25 protein-coding genes are annotated in these 20088 nt (G+C 55.5%); 9 read left to right on the forward strand and 16 right to left on the reverse strand.

Going from position 1 to position 20088, the window contains the following annotated elements:
- Positions 1-66: 66 nt before the first annotated feature.
- Positions 67-585, forward strand: coding sequence for a hypothetical protein (locus AC2FFF_RS05715; RefSeq protein ID WP_271948309.1), 519 nt, complete (start codon positions 67-69; stop codon positions 583-585).
- Between the two features lie 528 nt (positions 586-1113).
- On the opposite strand, the gene AC2FFF_RS05720 is transcribed toward AC2FFF_RS05715, so the two are convergent.
- Positions 1114-1404 (reverse strand): antibiotic biosynthesis monooxygenase family protein, encoded by a 291-nt coding sequence (locus AC2FFF_RS05720; protein ID WP_281972494.1) that lies wholly within the window; start codon positions 1402-1404, stop codon positions 1114-1116.
- 275 nt (positions 1405-1679) lie between these two features.
- Positions 1680-2126 (reverse strand): MarR family winged helix-turn-helix transcriptional regulator, encoded by a 447-nt coding sequence (locus AC2FFF_RS05725; RefSeq protein WP_281972495.1) that lies wholly within the window; start codon positions 2124-2126, stop codon positions 1680-1682.
- Positions 2127-2236: 110 nt separating this feature from the next.
- Between AC2FFF_RS05725 and AC2FFF_RS05730 the strand changes: the two genes are divergently transcribed.
- The gene (locus AC2FFF_RS05730) at positions 2237-2461 is read left to right on the forward strand and encodes a hexameric tyrosine-coordinated heme protein (protein WP_142635660.1); all 225 of its coding nucleotides are present in this window, start codon (positions 2237-2239) and stop codon (positions 2459-2461) included.
- A gap of 43 nt (positions 2462-2504) precedes the next feature.
- Here AC2FFF_RS05730 and AC2FFF_RS05735 read toward each other — a convergent pair whose 3' ends face one another.
- From AC2FFF_RS05735 to AC2FFF_RS05750, 4 genes are all read right to left on the reverse strand, one after another.
- On the reverse strand, positions 2505-2858 hold the full coding sequence (locus AC2FFF_RS05735) for an MmcQ/YjbR family DNA-binding protein (protein ID WP_142635658.1): 354 nt from the start codon (positions 2856-2858) through the stop codon (positions 2505-2507).
- A 38-nt stretch (positions 2859-2896) separates the two neighbouring features.
- Positions 2897-3298 (reverse strand): excalibur calcium-binding domain-containing protein, encoded by a 402-nt coding sequence (locus tag AC2FFF_RS05740; protein WP_246097187.1) that lies wholly within the window; start codon positions 3296-3298, stop codon positions 2897-2899.
- A 158-nt stretch (positions 3299-3456) separates the two neighbouring features.
- Positions 3457-3864: a universal stress protein gene (locus AC2FFF_RS05745; RefSeq protein WP_281972496.1), complete on the reverse strand. Its 408-nt coding sequence runs from the start codon at positions 3862-3864 to the stop codon at positions 3457-3459.
- 71 nt (positions 3865-3935) lie between these two features.
- Complete coding sequence (locus AC2FFF_RS05750) at positions 3936-4256, reverse strand: antibiotic biosynthesis monooxygenase family protein (RefSeq protein ID WP_142635654.1); 321 nt, start codon at positions 4254-4256, stop codon at positions 3936-3938.
- A 123-nt stretch (positions 4257-4379) separates the two neighbouring features.
- Between AC2FFF_RS05750 and AC2FFF_RS05755 the strand changes: the two genes are divergently transcribed.
- The gene (locus tag AC2FFF_RS05755; RefSeq protein WP_246097186.1) at positions 4380-5063 is read left to right on the forward strand and encodes a hypothetical protein; all 684 of its coding nucleotides are present in this window, start codon (positions 4380-4382) and stop codon (positions 5061-5063) included.
- 43 nt (positions 5064-5106) lie between these two features.
- Here the strand turns inward: AC2FFF_RS05755 and AC2FFF_RS05760 are convergent, their stop codons facing one another.
- The 5 genes from AC2FFF_RS05760 to phhA all read right to left on the reverse strand — a co-directional run bounded on the left by AC2FFF_RS05760 (position 5107) and on the right by phhA (position 10845).
- A complete protein-coding gene (locus AC2FFF_RS05760; protein WP_281972497.1) occupies positions 5107-7395 on the reverse strand; it encodes a glycosyl hydrolase family 28-related protein in 2289 nt (762 codons plus the stop codon).
- Between the two features lie 141 nt (positions 7396-7536).
- On the reverse strand, positions 7537-7938 hold the full coding sequence (locus AC2FFF_RS05765) for a DUF4864 domain-containing protein (protein WP_271948323.1): 402 nt from the start codon (positions 7936-7938) through the stop codon (positions 7537-7539).
- Between the two features lie 48 nt (positions 7939-7986).
- Positions 7987-9561, reverse strand: a complete 1575-nt coding sequence (locus AC2FFF_RS05770) for a lysine--tRNA ligase (protein ID WP_281972498.1) — start codon at positions 9559-9561, stop codon at positions 7987-7989.
- A gap of 122 nt (positions 9562-9683) precedes the next feature.
- Complete coding sequence (locus AC2FFF_RS05775; RefSeq protein ID WP_271948327.1) at positions 9684-10037, reverse strand: 4a-hydroxytetrahydrobiopterin dehydratase; 354 nt, start codon at positions 10035-10037, stop codon at positions 9684-9686.
- Between the two features lie 7 nt (positions 10038-10044).
- A complete protein-coding gene (gene phhA, locus AC2FFF_RS05780; protein ID WP_271948329.1) occupies positions 10045-10845 on the reverse strand; it encodes a phenylalanine 4-monooxygenase in 801 nt (266 codons plus the stop codon).
- Between the two features lie 115 nt (positions 10846-10960).
- Between phhA and AC2FFF_RS05785 the strand changes: the two genes are divergently transcribed.
- Both AC2FFF_RS05785 and AC2FFF_RS05790 read left to right on the forward strand, forming a co-directional pair.
- On the forward strand, positions 10961-11419 hold the full coding sequence (locus AC2FFF_RS05785) for an Lrp/AsnC family transcriptional regulator (protein WP_142635958.1): 459 nt from the start codon (positions 10961-10963) through the stop codon (positions 11417-11419).
- Positions 11420-11500: 81 nt separating this feature from the next.
- Positions 11501-11923 carry a tellurite resistance TerB family protein gene (locus AC2FFF_RS05790; RefSeq protein WP_142635642.1) on the forward strand — a complete coding sequence of 141 codons (423 nt, stop codon included), beginning with the start codon at positions 11501-11503 and terminating at the stop codon, positions 11921-11923.
- 2 nt (positions 11924-11925) lie between these two features.
- On the opposite strand, the gene dacB is transcribed toward AC2FFF_RS05790, so the two are convergent.
- From dacB to AC2FFF_RS05810, 4 genes are all read right to left on the reverse strand, one after another.
- Positions 11926-13407: a D-alanyl-D-alanine carboxypeptidase/D-alanyl-D-alanine endopeptidase gene (gene dacB, locus AC2FFF_RS05795; RefSeq protein WP_281972499.1), complete on the reverse strand. Its 1482-nt coding sequence runs from the start codon at positions 13405-13407 to the stop codon at positions 11926-11928.
- A 66-nt stretch (positions 13408-13473) separates the two neighbouring features.
- Positions 13474-14094 carry a nicotinate-nucleotide adenylyltransferase gene (locus AC2FFF_RS05800; protein ID WP_281972500.1) on the reverse strand — a complete coding sequence of 207 codons (621 nt, stop codon included), beginning with the start codon at positions 14092-14094 and terminating at the stop codon, positions 13474-13476.
- 32 nt (positions 14095-14126) lie between these two features.
- A complete protein-coding gene (locus tag AC2FFF_RS05805; protein ID WP_281972501.1) occupies positions 14127-14594 on the reverse strand; it encodes an MOSC domain-containing protein in 468 nt (155 codons plus the stop codon).
- A 75-nt stretch (positions 14595-14669) separates the two neighbouring features.
- On the reverse strand, positions 14670-15587 hold the full coding sequence (locus tag AC2FFF_RS05810; RefSeq protein WP_281972502.1) for a hypothetical protein: 918 nt from the start codon (positions 15585-15587) through the stop codon (positions 14670-14672).
- Between the two features lie 174 nt (positions 15588-15761).
- Between AC2FFF_RS05810 and ettA the strand changes: the two genes are divergently transcribed.
- The 4 genes from ettA (at position 15762) to AC2FFF_RS05830 (ending at position 19415) form a co-directional block, all read left to right on the forward strand.
- Positions 15762-17417, forward strand: coding sequence for an energy-dependent translational throttle protein EttA (gene ettA / locus AC2FFF_RS05815; protein ID WP_281972503.1), 1656 nt, complete (start codon positions 15762-15764; stop codon positions 17415-17417).
- Positions 17414-18160: a hypothetical protein gene (locus AC2FFF_RS05820; protein ID WP_142635632.1), complete on the forward strand. Its 747-nt coding sequence runs from the start codon at positions 17414-17416 to the stop codon at positions 18158-18160. The genes ettA and AC2FFF_RS05820 overlap by 4 nt, the downstream gene beginning before the upstream one ends.
- A gap of 311 nt (positions 18161-18471) precedes the next feature.
- Positions 18472-18678 (forward strand): cold-shock protein, encoded by a 207-nt coding sequence (locus AC2FFF_RS05825; RefSeq protein ID WP_142635630.1) that lies wholly within the window; start codon positions 18472-18474, stop codon positions 18676-18678.
- Between the two features lie 179 nt (positions 18679-18857).
- Complete coding sequence (locus AC2FFF_RS05830) at positions 18858-19415, forward strand: L,D-transpeptidase (protein ID WP_142635628.1); 558 nt, start codon at positions 18858-18860, stop codon at positions 19413-19415.
- Here AC2FFF_RS05830 and AC2FFF_RS05835 read toward each other — a convergent pair whose 3' ends face one another.
- Complete coding sequence (locus tag AC2FFF_RS05835; protein ID WP_425595584.1) at positions 19416-20075, reverse strand: arylesterase; 660 nt, start codon at positions 20073-20075, stop codon at positions 19416-19418.
- Between the last annotated feature and the right edge of the window lie 13 nt (positions 20076-20088).

Consider the following 20088-nt stretch of genomic DNA (forward strand, 5'->3'; position numbering starts at 1 on the left):
GAAAGTTGCAATACGACAAAAACCGATAGATGATCGTCGCCAATTGAACTTCTGGAGATCATTGATTTGCCGATTGTTATTCTCATCCTGACCGCTATTGGCGGCGCAATATGGTGGTGGATTCGCAACAACCCGAGAGAAGCGCTCAACACGGCGCAAGACGTTGCGACAACCATCAGGAATGCGCCCAGAAGACTGGCTTTTCGAAGTGTCGCCAACGCCCATCCTGTCGAGGGGATCGACGATGATCGCATTGCAATCTGTGCAATATCGCAGGCTTTTATTGAGCTGGATGACCTGCCCACTTCTGAGCAACGTCAACAGCTCCACGTTCTTTTGCGCACGAAACTGCGCTGTTCTGAGGAAGAAGCAAAGGAAATGGAAGTTCTTGGCCGCTGGTTGATGACACAGTGCAACGGCCCCAGCGATGCGGTACCAAGACTGGGGCGTCGTCTGAGAAAAATTGGCTCTGGGCAATCTTGGGACCGTTTGCAGGAAGTGTTGACGCCGTTGGCCGGAGACCAGCTTTCCCGATCTCAGATAGGGGCAATCGAGGACCTCAAACTTGCTCTTAAAGTAAGCTGATCGTTGAGTCCGCCTTCGATCATATGTCGTCTCCGGGGCAGAGTTGGCCCCTGTTTGCGCGACTATGAAGGGGTCCGCTTCGGTAGCGTCTTCACCAACGGCACCAAAGGGAAGCTTCTCTTTCTGCTTTTTTCATTGCTACTCACATTCTTTGAACCCGGTTATTGGGCCCATCCGCGCGCTCCATATGTTTTGGTAGGTTTTCTCCTACTGCTTTTTGCACGCGAGCTGTTGAGCCTGATCGCTATTGCTTTCGCCCGGGTCATTTACCGCTCGCAAAGCTAGTTTTGAGCGAGCGCGTGATGGAATTTACAGACACTTCAAACTTGCAGCCCAGCGCGCACTCCTCCACGTTTGAAATCACAAATTGTGAGGCCAAACGGTTGCCATGACGAACTCGTGTACCCTGCCCGGCACGCATTAGGTCCAATGCGCCTTTCACCGGGTGAAGGGCACGCGCTTTGCGCTGGCCGAAGGTCGGGCACGTGCCCTCGGACAAAAGGGGCGGGGATGTCCCCGCCCAAACCGTTACCCCTTATCCCAGTGCGCGACCACGTCATAGCCGACGGGGGTCGGCGGGCTTTCCATGAACTCGGCGAAATGGCCCCACAGCTCGGCCACTTTGGGTGCGTTTGAGTTCGAGGTCGCCTCGCTTTCAACGACCGAGATCACATAGCCAGACCCGTCCTCGTTCATCACATTGGTAAAGCTGTGCATGCCGGGCATGCCCATGATTTCTGATTTCAATGCGTTCATTTTCGCCGTCGCCGCCTCACGCGTGCCGGGCTTCATCTTGAATTGAGTAATACGTGCAAACATGATCTTCCTCCCTCGTCCGGCGATATCGCCATGTGGCGCGGTCGGAACGACCCCGCCGCACGCAACCTAGCACGGCAGCCCGAAATCTCACATTGATACGCGTGATTTGTGGCCATTTTCAACCATACGCCTCACTGTATTTGGGCCACTGACACGCCAGAGTTGCTGCCCAGTGCGGAAGGCTCGACATCTGAATTCACATATTGTGATTCCACAGCCGCAGCCAGATCGAACCCGAACTACCAAAGCGCTGTTCACCGTGTTTGCGGCCTGTGCTAATTGCCGGCCTGTGACAAGCTGGCTTTCAGCTTCTCCAGCGTATTCAAAAGGCGGTCTAGGTCAGGTTCGTCCAGCCCGGTATCGGCGATCATGCAGGCGGTGATCTCATGCGCCACAGACCGCAAGGCCGATCCCGCCCCGGTCAGAGAAACAACAACCTGGCGTTCGTCCTCTTTGCTACGGGTTCGGTCGACAAGCCCGTCGGCCTCAAGGCGTTTCAGCAGCGGAGTCAGCGTGCTGGTTTCCATCGACAACGCGTTGGCCAACTCACTGACATTTCGCCGGTCTCTCTGCCACAGCAGAGTCAGGGTGATGTATTGCGGATAGGTCAGCCCTAGCGGGCCGAGGTGTCTCTTATAAGCGCGGTTGATCACATGCCATGACGTATAGACCGCATGGCAAAACATCTCGTCGGTCTTCGGTTGGGTCGGAGAATCTGTCACGGCAGCACCTTCGCTCGCTTATATCGTGCACGATATAATTCATTGACCCACGCTCACAAGGCAGTTTATATCGTGCTCGATATTATTGTGCACGATATAGGAGGCAACACATGTCCTGGCTACCAACGCTCATCACCGAGACACCCGAGGAGGGATTTGACCTGGCAATCAAACTATCACGGATGGCGGTTAAGAAGACGCAGCCCAATGACGAGATTCGTCAGCGCCTGAGGCCGATCTACGAAAACGATGCGGACAGCCTGACTATGGTGTCGCATGTCGTGGCGACAAATTACCAGACCGTGGCGGCAGCGAACAACTATTGGCGCAAGTGAGTAAAGGTGAAATGGGCTGGGTGGCGGATGGGATGACCTATTCCTATACGCCCAGTTCCGCCCGCATCTTCTTGGTCAGCTTGGCCACGACCAGATCATAGGACGTCACGATATGCTCGCGCAGCGACGTGTCGCTCATCCCGCGGTCCTCATAGACCTGCAGCCATTTCATCCCGCGCGAGGCCAGATATGGCGCAGGGCGAATTCCGGGTTCGTCGCTCAACACCTCAAAGGCCAGTTCAGTGGCTTTGAAGGTGAAGGCGTCCTGACCGTCGTTCCAGCCGCAGATCGCAAACACCTTGCCCCCCACTTTCCACACGTCTGCGTTGCCCCATTGAACCACATGAGAGCTGGCCTTCAGGCCCGCGCAGAAACTGTTGAACTCTGCTCGCGTCATCGGCTTTGCCTCTTTGTTCCGAAGTCCTTACCCACCTGTCAAGGCCTCACGAATTTGGCATTGCCAACGCGTTTTTGAGGGGCAGCGCTTTGTTCTGCATTCGGGGCAATCACTCCACAGGCCACACCATCCTGATCGGGATCGTTTTGCAGGTGATAGCCCGGCTCGCCCTCCAGAAACGGACCAGGAAGAACCGAGAGCGCAGCACCACATCCGGCAAGGGCAACAAGATGTAAAACCGCCTCATCACGCTCGAATTCTGAAGTGCGCAACCAGACGCTCAGGGCAATGATGCCTGTCGTCAGCGGCAACATGAGGACCATCAGCAGAATCCGCACCGGTGACAATGCGCGCCGGCGCAGAGCTTCGGCGCGTTGAACACGTTTGGCCGATTTCGGATCCGTGAACAGCGCCTTGGGAGTGGTCTTTTCTGGCTGCATTCCCGATCAATACACCAGTATCCGTGGGATGCCGATACCTAAGGGACAAACATATCTGTGAAACTCTGTCACGATGCAGGACGCTCTACGAACCTGGGCCAAGCAAACAAGACAGACCGGCCAATTTCTTGGCTGCTCGCTTGTGATCTGGCAGAGACCTAACGCACCACGTGCACTGAGCATGCAGCGTGGCGGACAACATGGGTAGCGGTGGAGCCCAAAAGCAAATCCTGCATACCTGGTCGATGAGACGCGATGATGATCAGATCCGGCTTATTCACGTCGGCCCAGTCAAGGATCGTCCGACCGGAATGCCCCTCGACAACGACTCCGCGGGCGCCCGAAATATTTTCCGCCAGCGCATCCAACTCGGCCTGAACGGCCTTGCGCGCATCGTCCAGATACCCGACCGGCATATAAGCGCTGGCATAGGCCGGTATATGTTCGACCACGTGCAGCAGCGTGACCTGTGACTCGGGTGCCGCCAACAGTTGCGCCAGTTTCAATGCGGACGGCATATCACGCGCGTCGTCGAATGATATTGGTACAAGAATATTGTGATACATGGCACGCGCCTCCTTGGTTGCTCAAGTATACTGGTCGATTACCAGACGCGTGACCTTGATCCAGGTCAGGATCAGTTGAAGGTTTCCGCAACATCGTACATGACGGGTTCAAAACTCTTGCACAACTCGTTGATTTTACGGTTTCTATCACGCATTTCTGACGTACGCAGCATGGCCAGAAAATCCTCGCGACGCTCCCATTGCGAATAATTGGCAATCCGGGTCTGGGCGTCGTTCACGTGCAATCCCGCTGCAACAAATCCAGGTTGCTTTGAGATGAAGCTGGCATAGGCATCCGTCAACGCCTCAAGCAGATCCTGGCAGGTGCCAGGCGTCATTTCAAATGTTGTGATTACGGTCTGCACAGTAGCGTTTTTGGAAATCTTTGGCATCTTGAAACTCCCTTGTCTGTCTCAAACCTAACACAGGATTCTGAAAGGTCTTGTGTTTCCTTTTGGCCTAGGCGCGCTCTTTTCAATTCGAAAAATAAACAAAACACTAACACTCCGTTAACCATGCTGACGGAAGCTGCAAGCATGTATCGCATTGCCCTGATATTGCACCTGTTGCTGATGGCCTCTCCTGCCTGGTCAGGTGCATGGCTGCGAGAAAAGGATGCAGCATTCACAGCCGCCTCACTGACAGCTTTTCGACTCCCTGAGGATGGGTACGACTATAAAACCTCTCTCTATGCGGAATGGGGATACAGCCAGAACCTGACGGTCGGCTTTGATTTCGAACAAAACCAAGACCTCTATGGCCATGCACTCATCTTTGCCCGTGTCCCAGTAGCGGATTTGGGCCAATGGGGTCGGTTCGCTGCTGAATTTGGTGCCGGTGCATATCACAAACATGAACGGGCCTGGGCACAGTACAAAGTGACGCTGTCTTACGGCAAAGGATTCCAGAGCGCCTTGGGAAGCGGTTGGATCGCGATTGATGCCGCCATCGAAAACCGAACACATGATGACATCTATCGAAAGCTCGACCTGACAACAGGGCTTTCATCGGACAGGTTGATCAATCCCCTAATCCAAATCGAAACGGCCTACAGGTCTGGGCACTCGATATATTGGAAGGCACGCCCCTCGGTCATGATCCGAACCAAAGACAGTTCTACTACCTGGGTTCTGGGGGTGGAAAGAAATGATGCCCGCAAAAACACGGGCATCAAACTGGCTTTGTGGAACGAATTCTAAGTCCAATCCGTTCCTACATTAATTCCGGCAGACGCCCGCACCGTCAGCGCTCCATCCTCAGGATTGCTGAAACCTCGCCCTTCAGACCCTCAGGCCAGCGTAACTGGATATCAGATCCATCCACCCCGTGCTCCAGCAGGACATAGGGGTGCGAATATTTTGTTGACCCAAGCGCTGTCTTCAAAGGTCCCAGAACGGTAACCGAGTCACAACTGCGCGCCTTGCCACCAAAGGGCAACCGATCCTCAGAAGACACCGTCCACGCCGTTGCAGCTGTGTTCTGTGCGTGCCGTACCCTCAGTGGATTTGCGGTTTTAGCAGTGACACCATGGAACGTATTGTTTTCAAACGTCACGTTCAAATGGGCTGTGTTGTTCAGACCAGCGAATGTCGTGTCCACGCGTTCGGCCCGGTCGATCCCTCCGTTGATGGACCGGAATTTGTTTCCCGTCACGACGACGCCGTTCAGGAAATGCCCGGCGCCATAGGGACGAATGACAATGCTGCTGAACCAGGGCGCGACCTCGTTCGAGTAGAAGATATTGTCGGTAATGCTCATGGCGCTGAATGAGAAGCCAGCGGTGTAAACTGGGTCTGAATCCCGCTCATTTGTCCATTCGACAAAACAGTTATCGACATAGTTCTCGGCGATGGTCGAGCTGTTGTAAGTTCCGATCATGACCAAACCGGCCGAGCTCACCCCCTGAGCGATGCTGTCTCCCTGGAAAAAATGGTTACCCAAGACCATGTTGTTGGTCCCTGCCAGCACCGCAAAATGCAGGAAACGAACCGCGCGATTGTGGCGCAACTTGATGTCATTGGCCGTTGAGTTCAACGCAATCGACTTGCGATCCGAGACGTCAAAGGACTCTTCAGAAGACAGGAACTGACAATTATCGACCAACATGCCCTGACACCCTGTACCGATCGAGGTGATACCGCGATCCAAAGGTCGGCTGATAAAACAGTTCGTTATGGCAAATGTGCTGCCTGACGGCGCAAGGCGGATTGCGCTACAGCGGCCATTGCATTGAAACTCGATCTCTTCCATTCCGAACTTGCGCAACGTGCTGAAACCGCTGAAATCAAGCAGATATTTGAAAGACAAAAAGGTAAATGTCTGCGTCCCGGATGCGTTATAGATCGGCGCGTTCAAAGTGATCTCTCCCGCCCCCTCATCCTTGGACCGGACATAGATCTCGCGGCCAACGCCGCTGCCCTGCACCAGCGCGCCGACAGGAATGTTGGCAACATTCGCAACATTGGTCAAACGCGTTGGGTCCGATGGGCTGTAGGTTGCCAGAGATGTGAATGTCTCGGTGCCCCAGGCCGAACTGCTTTGAACATCGAACTGGCCATTGCGGATGATCCGGCGTGTCGAAAACCCTGTTTGTTTGTTCGGAACCGCCGCTGCCATGTCAATCGGCTCACTCACCGAAATCTTGCGCCCGCCCAGATCCAGCGATTCATGATCCGAGTTGTTCAGCAAAGCCTGAAAGGCCTTTTTGAATGCCAGGTCCTCGGCGCCGAAGGCCGTGATATAGGCCGGCAGGTTAAAGTTCTTCGTCAGCAAGAGCATCTTGTCATCGGGCATTGTGACCATGCCCTCAAATTCAATCTCAGACGAGATCGTCGTGTTTTCCGTCAACAGGTAGGTGCCATCCGAGACAAAGACACGTCGTCCATTCGCTGCCTGATCAGCGGCGACAAACGCTGCTGTGTCATCCGCTACACCATCACCGACCGCCCCGAAATCACGGATATCGACCAGAGAGATCATGTCGCGCAGGAACACATTGGTGACATCCGTAATCTCGATATCGTCGATCCGGACCACAGCGCCGTTGGTGCCTTCAATATCCAGCCCGAAATGCCCGTACAGGGTGGAAACACCCCAAGGCATATCCACACCCGTCCGTTGCCCCGCGCCCACAATCGCAGTGATTTCATGCACGGTGCCGTACCCGGACAGCTGTGTTTCCGGGCCCTGTTCGACCACGCCCGGCACCTGAACATCACCTGCCCCGCCCGCCCAGGCGGCGATACGAACTTCGGGCAAGGGGCCGCTAATCGCTTTTACCCGAGCTTTGATCTGCAAGTAGCATCCCGGCAGCAGCGGTGTCTGGCCCATATAGCGCAGCTGTTGTGTTGCGTTTACCTTCAGGATTTCCAGACATCCGCCAAAATCCGCATCGGCCGGGACATATACGCCGTTCCCCGATCCGTCATAGGTTGGCGAACCCGGAGTACCATCGCCGCTCGACCACACGTTCAGACCGGATGCGAAAACAGGCGGCATGAATACGATGCCGTCAGTGATTGCCTTATTCATAGAAATCCCTTTCCCAATCGCGCTGCGGTCAGTCGCCGTGCGCATAAACCCAGTGCCCAGGGCCACGCACCCCGAACGCAAAAGTCTGAGTATCGAAAAGGAATTAACCGCCGTTCATATCACCGTGACGGTGGTGTTGCGTTACGCCGCCGGATCCGAATTGCCCAAAAGCTGCACGCCATTGATTTTCCAGCCCTCTTCCTGAGGGATCATCTCATAGTCCAGAATGTGAACCTGCCCGTCGCCATCCGTGATCATCACCTTCTGCCACAACGCCCCTGAAATTTCGCGAAGTTCCAGAAACCGCACATCCGCAGGTCGCCAGACCATTGGATAGCCACGCCGGACCATGACCCCGAAATTCTCGGGCGTTCCGAACAGGCGCTGGATGGTGGGGCTGGCAAAGGTAAAGGCGGTTGCGAAATCATCCGCCTTGAATGCCTGTATCTGCCCCGCGATATTCGCCTCGATCTCGGCGTTTTGGGCAAAGGCTCCTGATGCCAGTCCGGCACTCAAAGATACAGCAAGCAATAAACGACGCATGGGGCCACCTCCTGATCGAAGGATAGCCCCACACGCGATCAGGTCAAATCAGACCAGCTCTCCAGCCAGCGCCTTGTCTATCAGCGCAATGGTTTCCGGCACGCCGTAAAGCGCGATAAACCCGCCAAATCGCGGCCCCTGGGATGCGCCCAACAACACCTCGTAGAGCGCGGTGAACCAGCCCCGCATAGGGTCAAACCGCTCGCGCCCGACAGAGTAGACCACCGATTGCAGCGCCTCATCCTCGATCGGTCCGTCATATGCCGCCAGCTCTGCTTTCAACGCCTCCAGCGCTTCGCGCTCTTGATCCGTCGGCGCCCGGTGCTGGCGGGTGGGCTTGACGAAATCGTTAAAGTAGCGGACCGCAAAGCCCGCCGCCTGATCCAGATCAGGATGCGTCTCAGCCGTGGCCTCAGGCGCATAGCGGCGGATGAACCCCCACAGCGCCTCTTTGTCTTCAGCCCCCGAAACCGACGCCAGATTCAACAGCATCGCAAACGGCACCATCAGGGTCGATTCAGGAACCTCCCCGCCGTGGATATGCCACACCGGATTGTTCAACTGCGCCTTCAGCTCCTGCCCCGGATAGGCCCGCAGTTGCTGATGATATTCATCATAGGCCTTGGGGATCACATCAAAATGCATCCGCTTGGCGGTCTTAGGCTTTTGATACATAAAATACGCAAGACTCTCAGTCGGTGCATAGGTCAGCCATTCGTCGATCGAGACGCCATTGCCCGAAGATTTCGAAATCTTCTGACCGTTCTCATCCAAAAACAGCTCATAACTGAAATGCTCTGGCGCACGGCCACCCAACGCCCGGCAGATCGCGTCATAGATCTTTTCGTTGGTGGCATGTTCCTTGCCGTACATTTCAAAATCGACGCCCAGAGCGGCCCAGCGCGCACCGAAATCCGGCTTCCACTGCAGCTTTACGTTGCCCCCCGTGACTGGCAGCGTCCATTCCTTGCCGTCGTCGTCATCAAAGGTGACGGTATAGGTCTCGGCGCAGACCTTTTTCATCGGCACGTACAGAACCCGACCTGTTTCGGGGTGGATCGGCAGGAAGATCGAATAGGTCTGCTGCCGCTCTTCTCGCAGGCTTTTCAACATGATGGCCATTACGGCATCATAGTTGTCGACCGCCCGCTTCAGAATCTCGTCAAACTGACCCGAGCGATAAAAGTCGCGCGCCGAATAGAAATCATACTCGAACCCAAAAGTGTCGAGGAACCGGCGCAACATTGCGTTGTTGTATTCGCCAAAGCTTGGGTATTCGCCGAACGGATCAGGGACCGAAGTCAGAGGACGCTGCAAATGCTCTTCAAGCGCTTCGGGATTCGGCACGTTGCCGGGCACTTTGCGCATACCGTCCAAATCGTCCGAGAAACAGATCAGCTTGGTCGGAATATCCGACAGCGCCTCAAACGCACGCTTGACCATGGTGGTCCGCGCCACCTCGCCAAATGTCCCGATATGCGGCAAGCCGGACGGGCCATAGCCCGTCTCGAACAACACATACCCCTTGTCCGGAGCCCCTTTCTGATAGCGTTTGAGCAACCGGCGCGCCTCTTCAAAAGGCCAAGCCTTGGACGACATCGCGGTTTCACGCAGTTCAGACATTTTCTTTAAGCTCCATCGGGAAAACAGCGTCGGCTTTCGTTTGCCGCCGACCGACCCCTCCTATTGTGCCGGTGCAGCATGAGTCAATAAAGCAAGCTGTTTTTCCTGTCTGGAAACTGGCCTCAGACGACTAACTGATCCAACTTGGCCGCCCAGATGAAATCATTCTCACTAAGGCCGTCAATTTCGTGGGTCGTCAGCTGAACATCCACATATCCCCATCCAAATCTGATGTCGGGATGATGCCCTTGCTGATCGGCCAGCCAGGCGCAAAGGTTTGCCAGATAGGTCGCCTTGGCAAAGCCTTTGAATTTGAAATGACGGCTGAGAGTTTTTGCATCCGCATCCAGCGACCAGTCCGGGGTCAACTGAGCCAGATGCGCGCTTGCCGCATCACGGTTCAAAGCTGGAATGCCGCCGGAACAAGGGGCACAGGTCCGATCCGATAGGGTGCAGGTTTGTTCTGATGTGGTCATGTCCAGCTTACTCCGCCGCTGTTGCCTTTTCGGGAAACTTATTCGGCAACAGGCCCAGTGATTGCGCCTTATGCACATCCGCCAGCAAATCCCGATCGGCGGCAGCAAACAGTTCCTCGGGGTCGTCCAGCACGAAATAGCCCATCTGGTGCATATCAATCCGGTAGGGCGTGCGCAGGATCGTCAGAACGTCAAAGGGATCCCGGTCGGGTATTTCGCTTTCCACCGCGTAGACAAGTTCGGTCGGGGATGAGGCAAGCCCCGATCCCAACGCCTTGATCGCGCCGTCTTGCCTCCGCAGGCCAAATTCGATCGAAAACCAATACAGCCGGATCAGCCAAGCATAGTCCTTTTCACCGGCCTGCACCCCCGCCAATCCGATAGCGTGACTGAAAGCGGCAAATCGCGGATCGCTCAACAACGGAGTATGGCCGAAAATTTCATGAAAGATGTCCGGTTCCTCGATATAATCGAAATCCTCGCGGGACCGGATAAACGAGGCGGCCGGGAAAACCCGGTCGGCCAACATGCCAAAGAAGGTCTTGAACCCGATCAGCGCGGGTACAGGCTGCACTTTCCAGCCTGTCATATCCAGAAGTCTCTCAGAAATATCAGCGCATGATGGAACACGGGTTTTCGGAAGCTCCAGCCGGTCCAGCCCCTCAAGATAATCACGCGCCATATAGCGCTGTATGTTCTCTTGCTGAGCGGCATAAAGATCAGCCCAGACAGCATCCTCTTCGTCGGTATATGTGATGTGACCATCGGCATTGGCCACCTTGGCGACGTATTTTGTCGACTTTGGCATGGAAGCTCCTCCTGAAAAGAGCATAGCCAGCCATCGTGAAAAATTTCATTTGAATGTTTTTCAGGATCATACAATATGAACGAAACATTTCACAAACTCAAAAGATATGACGCAAATGCTTCAAAACGCGGATATCGCCATCCTGCAAGAGCTTCAGACCGATGGCCGTCTGTCTATGCAAGAGCTCGCGGATCGTACCGGCCTGTCTGCCTCGCAATGTTGGCGGCGGGTTCGCGATCTCGAAGCTGCCGGGGTTGTGGCAGGCTATACCGCTCGTGTGCCCGCCAAATCCGTCGGCCTGAACGCAATAGCCTATGTTCATGTTGCGCTGCGCGATCATCAGGAAGACAGCATCACTTCGTTTTTGCGGCTGGTTGAGACCGAGGCTCAGATTGTCGAGTGCGCCTCAATCACCGGGGATCATGACTTCATTCTGAAAGTCTATTCGAAAACACCCGAAGATCTTGAGGCGTTCATCATGCAAAGGCTGTTGAAATCGGGGTTAGTCCGCGACACTCGCAGCAATTTTGTACTGCGGCAGACGAAAACACGTGGCCCTTTGCCCATTCTTTGATCTATCGCTCCAAAATCCGTTGAACCTATTCCCTGCCCCACCTATCGTGCGGGATCAGAACAGTTCAATCAGGACACCCCTATGACCAACCAAGTGCCACACCCGATGTCTCCTCAAGATTGCCTCGTGGCGATTATGGTTGCGATCTCTGCATCAGATGAGACCATCCGCACCGCCGAGCTGGTCAAAATCGAGGGCGCGGTCAACATGCTGCCTGTCTTTGCAGAATATGACATCGACCGGATGTATCGCGTTTCCCAGATCGTCTTCGATCTGTTTGAACAAGAAGATGGTCTGGATGCCCTGTTTGGACTGATTCGCGACAACCTGCCCGAACGCCTGAACGAAACCTCCTATGCGCTTGCATGTGATGTTGCGGCTGCAGATGGTACGCTGGCAGAATCCGAATTGCGGCTGCTCGAGGAAATCCGTTACGAGTTGGACATCGACCGTTTGCATGCCGCTGCCATCGAGCGCGGCGCACGGGCACGGCACACGACCTGACATCAGCTGCTGCCGGCCAGCTTCCCCCACCTTTCGATCAGTGCGCGCTGCAATTTGCGCGACCTGTTATTCCAGCTCCGCCCGCCTTCGGGCCGTTCACGATACGCTCGGGGGATCGTTGCGCGATGTTCTATGTCGGCCGTGAATATCGCAAAGGCCAGCTCTGCCCCATCCGGTGAGGTTATGAACCCACCCAGGCCCGAGACAAAGTTCAGGGTTCCGGTTTTCGCATTCACTCTGATCGGATGATCCTTGACCGGCCGCCCCTGACTGTCGGCAAGGGTAAATTTCTTCAGCAAAGGCCGGAGGTCTCCGGCTTTCTGCGCCGCCAGCAGCGCGACCACCAAGTCCTCGGGCGCTACGCGTGAATCGCCCCCAAGCCCTGAATGATCGACCATCGCAACCCCGGTCACACCATAGGTCTCTGTGGCCCATCTGTTCATCTCGGCGGCTGACTCCGCCAAAGTCTGCGGTCGCGTACCACGCGCCCTCGAGGCAGCGAGCCCCACCATCTCGGCAGTGAGATTGGTCGAGTATTTCAGCATGCCCTGCAATATGCTCTCGAGCGGGTCGCTTTGATGAATGACCAAAGGGGTTCCATTCGGCATCTGCCGCGTGACCTGCGTCCGCCCCAGCACAATTCCGTTGGATCGGGCCAATGTTCTGAAAACGTCACCTGCATAAAGCGCGGGCTTGCGGACAGGCAGCCACCGCGCCCCATCGCTACCCAACGCGCCTTTGGCAACAGTCCACCGGTCCTGACGGGCGCTGGCTTCGTAGGTATAGATCGGCAGATTGCGGCCCTCGACCTTCATGGACGCCACTTCCACTGCAGGCGTATAGCGCGTGCTTCGGGCATCCATGGTCACGTCATAGCTGGCGCCCTGCTTTTTCCACTCGAAATGCACGCGATTGAAATTCAGAGAAATGCCGCTGATCGCAGGGCTGTACCCCAAATGATCTGGCTGCCCCGGATCAATGCTGAACACGTAAGGCAACGCGCCATCATAAACTTTGAACGCGCCGCGAACCTCGGTGATTCCGGCCTCGCGCAAGTTTGCCGCCATCGTGGCCAGCGCATCCGTATCCAGCAAAGGATCACCACCGCCAACAAGAACAAGATCGCCGTTCAAAATGCCGTTTTCTATGGGCCCCTCAGCGACCAACGCAGTTTCGAACCTGTAGTCAGCACCCAACACATTCAGCGCGTAAAGCGCGGTCAGGGCCTTGCCAACACTTGCCGGTGGCAAACCCCGGTCGCCACCATAGGCTTCAAGCACCGTGCCTGTATCAGCGTCGGCTACAGCAAAGGCGACTTCGCCGCGCAGGTTCGCGGCTTCGACCAAGCGCACAACACCTACGATCGGCTCATCACGAATCTGAGGCCTCAATGATGTAAGCGGTGCCTCAGCCATAACGGCTACAGGCATCAGGGCCGCGCCCAGCCCAGCAATAAATCCTCGTCGCGAATAACGATCATTCATGGGTTAATTAAAATCCCAGAGATCACAGGCAAACAACCTGAGATCCGAATTATGGGCCCACAGGGGCTATTCAGGCAACACCTTGTTGCCCCAAACCCCCTGAATGCGCAACTGGGTCGAACTGACATCCAGCATCGGCACATTCACAAAACACCACGCCGGGGCCTGTGCCCGGCCGAGTAAATGCCGCGCCTGCCCGTCGATGCGGTATTTGGCATAGCGACGCGCCGCCGGGGACATACGTGCAGAGATGCGGTCTCCGGGACGGGCAACAACGCCAACCGGTACGGTTTCAACAATCGACTGCCAATCCTTCCACTTATGGAATTGCGCCAGGTTATCCGCGCCCATCAGCCAGACAAACCTGACCTGCGGATAAAGCTTCTGTAGGGCGGCGACAGTATCCGCCGTGGCGCGTGTGCCGGTCTGGGCCTCGATATCCGTCACCTCGACACGTGGATGCTGCATCACAGCTTGCGCTGCCTTCACCCGCCGCGCCAATGGCGCAGGCCCGCGCTCTTTCAACGGATTGCCCGGAGAGACCAGCCACCACACCCGATCCAGCCCAAAGGCCTTCATTGCCTCGAGTGTCACATGCACATGGCCCTTATGCGGCGGATCAAATGACCCCCCGAACAACCCCACGACCTGCCCGGGCCGTACATATGGGATAGAGCTACGCTGCATCTCTTGCTGATGTTCAGAACTCGGCGGGGTTGTCAATCAACAGGTTGCACAGCGCTGCCCAAACGAACCCGCCCGGGCCGCACGACCTCGGCGCACCAGCCCCCATGCCCGCGCACGGCGGAATAGCCGCCTTTGCCAAAGGCCTCCTCCATCCGGCTGCACGGCGCGCAGATGACGGTAAAACGCAGGATGGCCTCGCCCAGCTGCACCTCTCGCCCCTTGAGCGCTGACAGATTGACCCCCGAAACCACCAGATTGCGCCGCAGGATTTCGGGTGCAACCGGCCCCCGCCCGAGATAAGAGCCTATCGCCGACAGATGCTCTTGCTGGATCAAGGTCACTGCCCGCTTTCCCGGGCGGCTATGATCACCCTGCAGCCCCTCGCCTATAATCATGGCTTCGTCGACCGAGACCATGTCCACCCTCCGCGCCGACCGCAGACCAATCCACGCAATCCTCCCCGACTGCGCCCAGCCCGCTATGAGATTTTTCAGGGACATGGAGGGGCTTTCTTATTTGAATTGCTTCACAATAAGACACTTAATTCGGCGGCCTTCCTGGGTTCAATAGATCGGTTACGTTAGGCTCAATCTGCAGATTGACCGCGTATCGACAGGTGATTTCACGTAGCTTGTGTTAGAACCCCCAATCAAAGCGACGAGAAAGCGACAAATGAGCGCTTGTAGCTCAAGCGTTAGATTCTGATTGGAATTGATACCATGCAAACCGAACCCGAGCGGCTGATCCATATATAGGGCTTCGTGCACCGCATCATTTCGGATTGCGGCAATCTCTGCGCCCCCTGAGTTACTCGAATCTGCCCATTCCGGAACATTCATGTCAAATAACTGACATAGCCACTCAGCACGTTTCGCATGCGCTATTCTGGCATTCGGTGGCTGTATTTCGGTGGCGAGTGCATAACAAGCGTCAAGAGCGGCATATAGATACAGAAACCGTTCAAATTGCAGCGCGGGTGGATACTGTGCCAAGAAAAGGGCGTGAACGGCGGCTTCAAAGCGATGAGACTGGCGAGGGTTTCTCCGGTTGTCAGTCCAGAAACGTTCGGTGAGATCAATACTCTGTGACAAATCATCGGAGAATGGAGTGAAGTCTACTAATTTCCCGGGCTTAACCGGAGTCGCATCTAGGAATCCAGCCTCTGTAGCAGTCAGACGCAGGCCGGTAAAAAGGGACAGGCTCCAAAGATGAAATACAAGATGATCCTCGTCGTCTGCCCTACGATGACTGATCGTGTGTGTTTTGGGCAACCTGAAGACACGGGCGGAATAGGGTTTGTCACGCACTGCGCCAGTTATAAAATCCCTAGCCCTTTGTGGTGGTGCGTAAACCCAATCGCTTTCGATCACCTCGACACTCCGGAAATCTGCAACAATAGACTCATGATCTGGTGCTGTTCTTATGTTTAGATCGCCAGCGTCTATTTCCAACTGATTTGGATGAAAACCGAAGCTAAGAGATAGCTCTGCCATAAAAATTCTCCTAGTGATCAAATACCTCAAGCATAGGCACCTTCTAACCAAACACTCAAGATCGCAACTCGGACATCTAACCGAATTGTTGTCTTACCATACGCTTATTGCCCCCACCCCACGCATCCGCTATCACACCGTCCAACCAAATTCCTCCGACCCAAAGGACGCGACATGGCCGCCTATCAATATGTCTACCACATGCAGGGTGTCTCCAAGACCTATCCCGGTGGCAAGAAGTGCTTTGAAAACATCCACCTGAGCTTTCTGCCCGGCGTGAAAATCGGTGTCGTCGGTGTCAACGGCGCGGGCAAATCGACCCTGATGAAGATCATGGCCGGCCTCGACAAGGATTTCACGGGTGAGGCTTGGGCGGCCGAAGGCGCCAAAGTCGGTTACCTACCGCAGGAACCGAAGCTGGACGAAAGCCTCAGCGTGCGCGAAAACGTCATGCTAGGCGTGGCCGAGAAAAAGGCGATCCTCGACCGCTATAACGAACTGGCGATGAACTACTCAGACGAAACCGCGGATGAGATGGCCAAGCTGCAGGACGAGATCGACAGCCAGAACCTCTGGGATCTCGACAGCCAGATCGACGTTTCGATGGAGGCGCTGCGCTGCCCGCCAGACGATGCCAATATCGCCAACCTCTCAGGCGGTGAAAAACGCCGCGTCGCGCTGTGCAAATTGCTGCTCGAAGCGCCCGACATGCTACTGCTCGACGAGCCGACCAACCACCTGGATGCCGAAACAATCGCCTGGCTGCAACAGCACCTGATCGATTACAAAGGCACCATCCTGATCGTCACTCACGACCGCTATTTCCTCGACAGCATCACGGGCTGGATCCTCGAACTCGACCGAGGTCGTGGTCTGCCGTATGAGGGCAACTATTCCGCGTGGCTGGAACAAAAGGCCAAGAGGCTGGAGCAGGAAGCCCGCGAGGACAAGTCTAAGCAGAAGACCCTGCAACGCGAGTTGGACTGGATGCGCCAAGGCCAGAAGGCCCGTCAGGCCAAATCCAAAGCCCGGATCAACGCCTATAATGATTTGGCGGAACAGTCCGAGCGCGAAAAGCTGACCCGCGCACAGATCGTCATCCCCAACGGCCAGCGCCTTGGCGGTAAGGTGATCGAGGTCGAAGGCCTGTCCAAACACATGGGCGATAAGCAACTGATCGAAGGGCTGGACTTTACCCTGCCCCCCGGCGGAATTGTCGGCGTCATCGGGCCCAACGGCGCCGGTAAATCTACCCTGTTCAAGATGCTTACTAGTCAAGAGCAGCCCGACGCAGGCACCATCACGCTTGGCGACACGGTTGAACTGTCCTATGTCGACCAGTCCCGCGACGACCTCAAGGACAACGACACCGTATGGGAGGCGATCACCGGCGGGGCCGAGATCATCCAACTGGGTGACGCACAGGTCAATTCCCGCGCCTATTGCTCCTCCTTCAACTTCAAGGGCGGCGACCAGCAGAAAAAGGTCTCCTTGCTGTCAGGGGGCGAGCGCAACCGAGTCCACATGGCCCGCCTGCTGAAAGAGGGCGGCAACGTCCTGCTGCTCGATGAACCGACCAACGATTTGGACGTCGAAACCCTGCGCGCCCTGGAAGACGCGCTGGTCGATTTCGCCGGCTGCGCCGTGGTCATCAGCCACGACCGCTTCTTCCTCGACCGGATCTGCACGCATATCCTGGCGTTTGAGGGTGACGCCCATGTCGAATGGTTCGAGGGCAACTTCGAGGATTACGAAGAGGACAAGAAACGCCGACTGGGACCAGACGCGCTGGAGCCGAAGCGGTTGAAGCATAAGAAGTTTGCGCGATGAGACGGAAGCTCAAAAGACGGTTGGAAAAATGGCAACGTAGCGCGCTGAAAATCAGCGCACCGCTGCGCAAGCGCATCCGGCAAATGTACAAGACAGATTACTGTGTGATCGTCGCAAGCAATGGCCGGTCGGGCAGCACCATGACCTACCATGCGCTGCGCGATGCACTGGAAAGGCTGGACCCAAACCTCTCGGGTCAGGCCAGTTTCGTGTCTCGGTTGGACGACGCCACCTTCCAGGCGCCGTTTCTTTACAAGACGCATGATTTTCCGCAGGTTTTGTCAAACTGGTCAAAAGATACCCGAGTCGTCTTTTGCTTTGGCTCGACAAAGGACTCTACCTTTTCAGTCTACACAGCGATGGAAGGCTATGGCCCTGAGTGGATAAAAAAGCACTTCTACAATCTGCATGCGACGGGCACATATGACGAGCTTTTCGAACGTGATGTGCTGCAACAGGCACGGCAGATCAAGGAATGGGTCACTTATGACGACATCCCGGTATTGTGCGTTCACTACGATGCGTTGTGGGAATATCAGGACGAAATCTCTGAATTTACCGGATTGAAATTTGTACCGGCTCCGCGGCGTGAACGGGCTGAAAAAGATATTCCGGAAGATCTGCGAAAGGCCGCGAGCCAAATCTACGATCCGATTGACGAAGTGATTTCCCAGCTTCCCAGATGTTTTGTGGCCTCGCCCGAAATGAACGAGATCGTGGGCAAATTGCCGCTCGCAAAGTGATCCTCGGACGGTCTGGCGCGTGACGTTCTTCCGGGCGCTCGCGAATCCAAAAAAATTCAGCTAACCACATACATTGTATAGATTGTTTCAGGATATTCTGATGCGTAGATTCTGATGCCTGGCGCTAGTTTCAGTTGTTCAGGATTGCAAATCCGGCTTGTCACATCTCGTCTGAACTGGCATACTCAGAGTGCTACCGTTTTTCTATTTCGACCCACTGTCTCCTTCTACGGCGTTCAGTCTATCGATACAGACGACGACGCCAGGCTGTCGCAACTCCGTGGGCAGCACTAGATAAGGAGAACACGGATATGCCTTCAGGCACCGTAAAATGGTTCAACACCACCAAAGGCTACGGCTTTATTGCACCCGAAGATGGCGGCAAAGACATCTTCGTTCACATCTCGGCCGTCGAACGCTCGGGCCTGACCGGTCTGGCCGACAACCAGAAAGTCACGTACGAGCTGCGCTCGGGTCGTGACGGTCGCGAAAGCGCCGACGACATCCAGCTGGCGTAAGCCGCTGTAAGGGCAGGGTTTTCCTCTGCCCTTTTCTATTTGTGCCTGAGCGACCACCTGTATAAGTGTGTCCCGGCGATTACATCACAATTCAGTTACTCTTACCCGACGATTGACCGGATCGGATATCATCCGGACACTATGGTCATGATTTTTCTGTTGTATTGAAGAGAGCTGATATGTTGACACGCCGTACATTCCTGACTGCAACAGCAGCAGCAAGCCTTGTTTCGACCGCCGCGTCGGCAAAGAAAGCCGTCGAATACGACCCCACTCCTCAATTTGTTCGAATCAAAAAGCAATTCCTGCCAGGCCAGCTTCTGGTGGTTCCACGCTCGTTCTATCTGTACTTCGTAACAGAACCTCGCAAGGCAATCCGTTACGGGTGCGGGGTGGGCAAAGCCGGGCTGGAGTTCACCGGAACAGCGACCATAGACGTCAAAAAGGAGTGGCCCACCTGGCGCCCCACCAATGAAATGATCGAGCGTGAGCCAATTACATATGCTCGTTTCAAGGATAACGACTATGTGCAGCCTGGCGGTGACGGCAATCCGTTAGGTGCACGGGCGCTTTATCTGTTCCAGAACGGCGTTGACACTTATTTCCGAATTCACGGGACCACTCAGCCGCAGACCATAGGCCGTGCAGCCTCGAACGGATGTATACGCATGCTGAACACGCATGTCATCGACCTGTACCAGCGGGTGCCGATTGGAACAGTTGTGACGGTCGTCTGATCAATCTTCTGCTGATTTCACAAGTTCCAAAACCTTTGGTCCAAGGTCTTCAACGATGAGGGCCACACCACTGGCGTTGGGATGGATGCCATCTGCCTGCATGTGTTCCCGTACTTCTTCGGGGTTTCCTGCCGCAGTCAAACCTGTGAAAAAACTTGGCGCATATCCAGTCTGATATCGATCCGCCAGATCGGGGTAGATCGCATCAAATGCGGCTTTGTAATCTGGGCCATAATTCCCCGGCGCCTGCATTCCGACCAACAACACGGCGACCTCAGCGCCATCTGCTGCTTTCAGGATCGTCTCAAGATTTGCGCGTGCAACTGCCGGATCAAGCCCTCGCAACAGATCGTTCCCGCCCAATGCAACGATCATCCCATCCACGTCGGGCGTCAGTGTCCAGTCCACACGTGCCGCCCCTCCGGCGGTGGTGTCCCCGGATACACCCGCATTGATCAGGCGCACATCCGCTCCGTGATCTTTCAACCAACGATCCAGCTGCGGGACAAATCCGTCTTGCTCGGGCAGGCCGTACCCTTGAGTCAAAGAATCCCCGAGAGCGGCAATCACTACGGTTTCTGCTGTGGCCGCAAAGCCGCAACACGTGATAAGCACCGGCATCAAAGCCTTGCGCAACATCTCAACTGCTCCATATCCCATTTGATTACCTCGG

It is taken from the genome of Ruegeria sp. YTSA226, from assembly GCF_059609905.1.

What these genes read in the sequence shown, in the direction of transcription:
- AC2FFF_RS05750 (WP_142635654.1), bottom strand. Translation starts at nt 4,256, where the DNA reads ATGCCAAAGATTTCCAAAAACGCTACTGTGCAGACCGTAATCACAACA.
- AC2FFF_RS05745 (WP_281972496.1), bottom strand. Translation starts at nt 3,864, where the DNA reads ATGTATCACAATATTCTTGTACCAATATCATTCGACGACGCGCGTGAT.
- AC2FFF_RS05740 (WP_246097187.1), bottom strand. Translation starts at nt 3,298, where the DNA reads ATGCAGCCAGAAAAGACCACTCCCAAGGCGCTGTTCACGGATCCGAAA.
- AC2FFF_RS05760 (WP_281972497.1), bottom strand. Translation starts at nt 7,395, where the DNA reads ATGAATAAGGCAATCACTGACGGCATCGTATTCATGCCGCCTGTTTTC.
- AC2FFF_RS05785 (WP_142635958.1), top strand. Translation starts at nt 10,961, where the DNA reads ATGCTTCAAAACGCGGATATCGCCATCCTGCAAGAGCTTCAGACCGAT.
- AC2FFF_RS05835 (WP_425595584.1), bottom strand. Translation starts at nt 20,075, where the DNA reads ATGGGATATGGAGCAGTTGAGATGTTGCGCAAGGCTTTGATGCCGGTG.
- AC2FFF_RS05770 (WP_281972498.1), bottom strand. Translation starts at nt 9,561, where the DNA reads ATGTCTGAACTGCGTGAAACCGCGATGTCGTCCAAGGCTTGGCCTTTT.
- AC2FFF_RS05790 (WP_142635642.1), top strand. Translation starts at nt 11,501, where the DNA reads ATGACCAACCAAGTGCCACACCCGATGTCTCCTCAAGATTGCCTCGTG.
- AC2FFF_RS05735 (WP_142635658.1), bottom strand. Translation starts at nt 2,858, where the DNA reads ATGACGCGAGCAGAGTTCAACAGTTTCTGCGCGGGCCTGAAGGCCAGC.
- dacB (WP_281972499.1), bottom strand. Translation starts at nt 13,407, where the DNA reads ATGAATGATCGTTATTCGCGACGAGGATTTATTGCTGGGCTGGGCGCG.
- phhA (WP_271948329.1), bottom strand. Translation starts at nt 10,845, where the DNA reads ATGCCAAAGTCGACAAAATACGTCGCCAAGGTGGCCAATGCCGATGGT.
- AC2FFF_RS05755 (WP_246097186.1), top strand. Translation starts at nt 4,380, where the DNA reads ATGCTGACGGAAGCTGCAAGCATGTATCGCATTGCCCTGATATTGCAC.
- AC2FFF_RS05820 (WP_142635632.1), top strand. Translation starts at nt 17,414, where the DNA reads ATGAGACGGAAGCTCAAAAGACGGTTGGAAAAATGGCAACGTAGCGCG.
- ettA (WP_281972503.1), top strand. Translation starts at nt 15,762, where the DNA reads ATGGCCGCCTATCAATATGTCTACCACATGCAGGGTGTCTCCAAGACC.
- AC2FFF_RS05830 (WP_142635628.1), top strand. Translation starts at nt 18,858, where the DNA reads ATGTTGACACGCCGTACATTCCTGACTGCAACAGCAGCAGCAAGCCTT.
- AC2FFF_RS05775 (WP_271948327.1), bottom strand. Translation starts at nt 10,037, where the DNA reads ATGACCACATCAGAACAAACCTGCACCCTATCGGATCGGACCTGTGCC.
- AC2FFF_RS05825 (WP_142635630.1), top strand. Translation starts at nt 18,472, where the DNA reads ATGCCTTCAGGCACCGTAAAATGGTTCAACACCACCAAAGGCTACGGC.
- AC2FFF_RS05765 (WP_271948323.1), bottom strand. Translation starts at nt 7,938, where the DNA reads ATGCGTCGTTTATTGCTTGCTGTATCTTTGAGTGCCGGACTGGCATCA.
- AC2FFF_RS05805 (WP_281972501.1), bottom strand. Translation starts at nt 14,594, where the DNA reads ATGTCCCTGAAAAATCTCATAGCGGGCTGGGCGCAGTCGGGGAGGATT.
- AC2FFF_RS05810 (WP_281972502.1), bottom strand. Translation starts at nt 15,587, where the DNA reads ATGGCAGAGCTATCTCTTAGCTTCGGTTTTCATCCAAATCAGTTGGAA.
- AC2FFF_RS05720 (WP_281972494.1), bottom strand. Translation starts at nt 1,404, where the DNA reads ATGTTTGCACGTATTACTCAATTCAAGATGAAGCCCGGCACGCGTGAG.
- AC2FFF_RS05730 (WP_142635660.1), top strand. Translation starts at nt 2,237, where the DNA reads ATGTCCTGGCTACCAACGCTCATCACCGAGACACCCGAGGAGGGATTT.
- AC2FFF_RS05800 (WP_281972500.1), bottom strand. Translation starts at nt 14,094, where the DNA reads ATGCAGCGTAGCTCTATCCCATATGTACGGCCCGGGCAGGTCGTGGGG.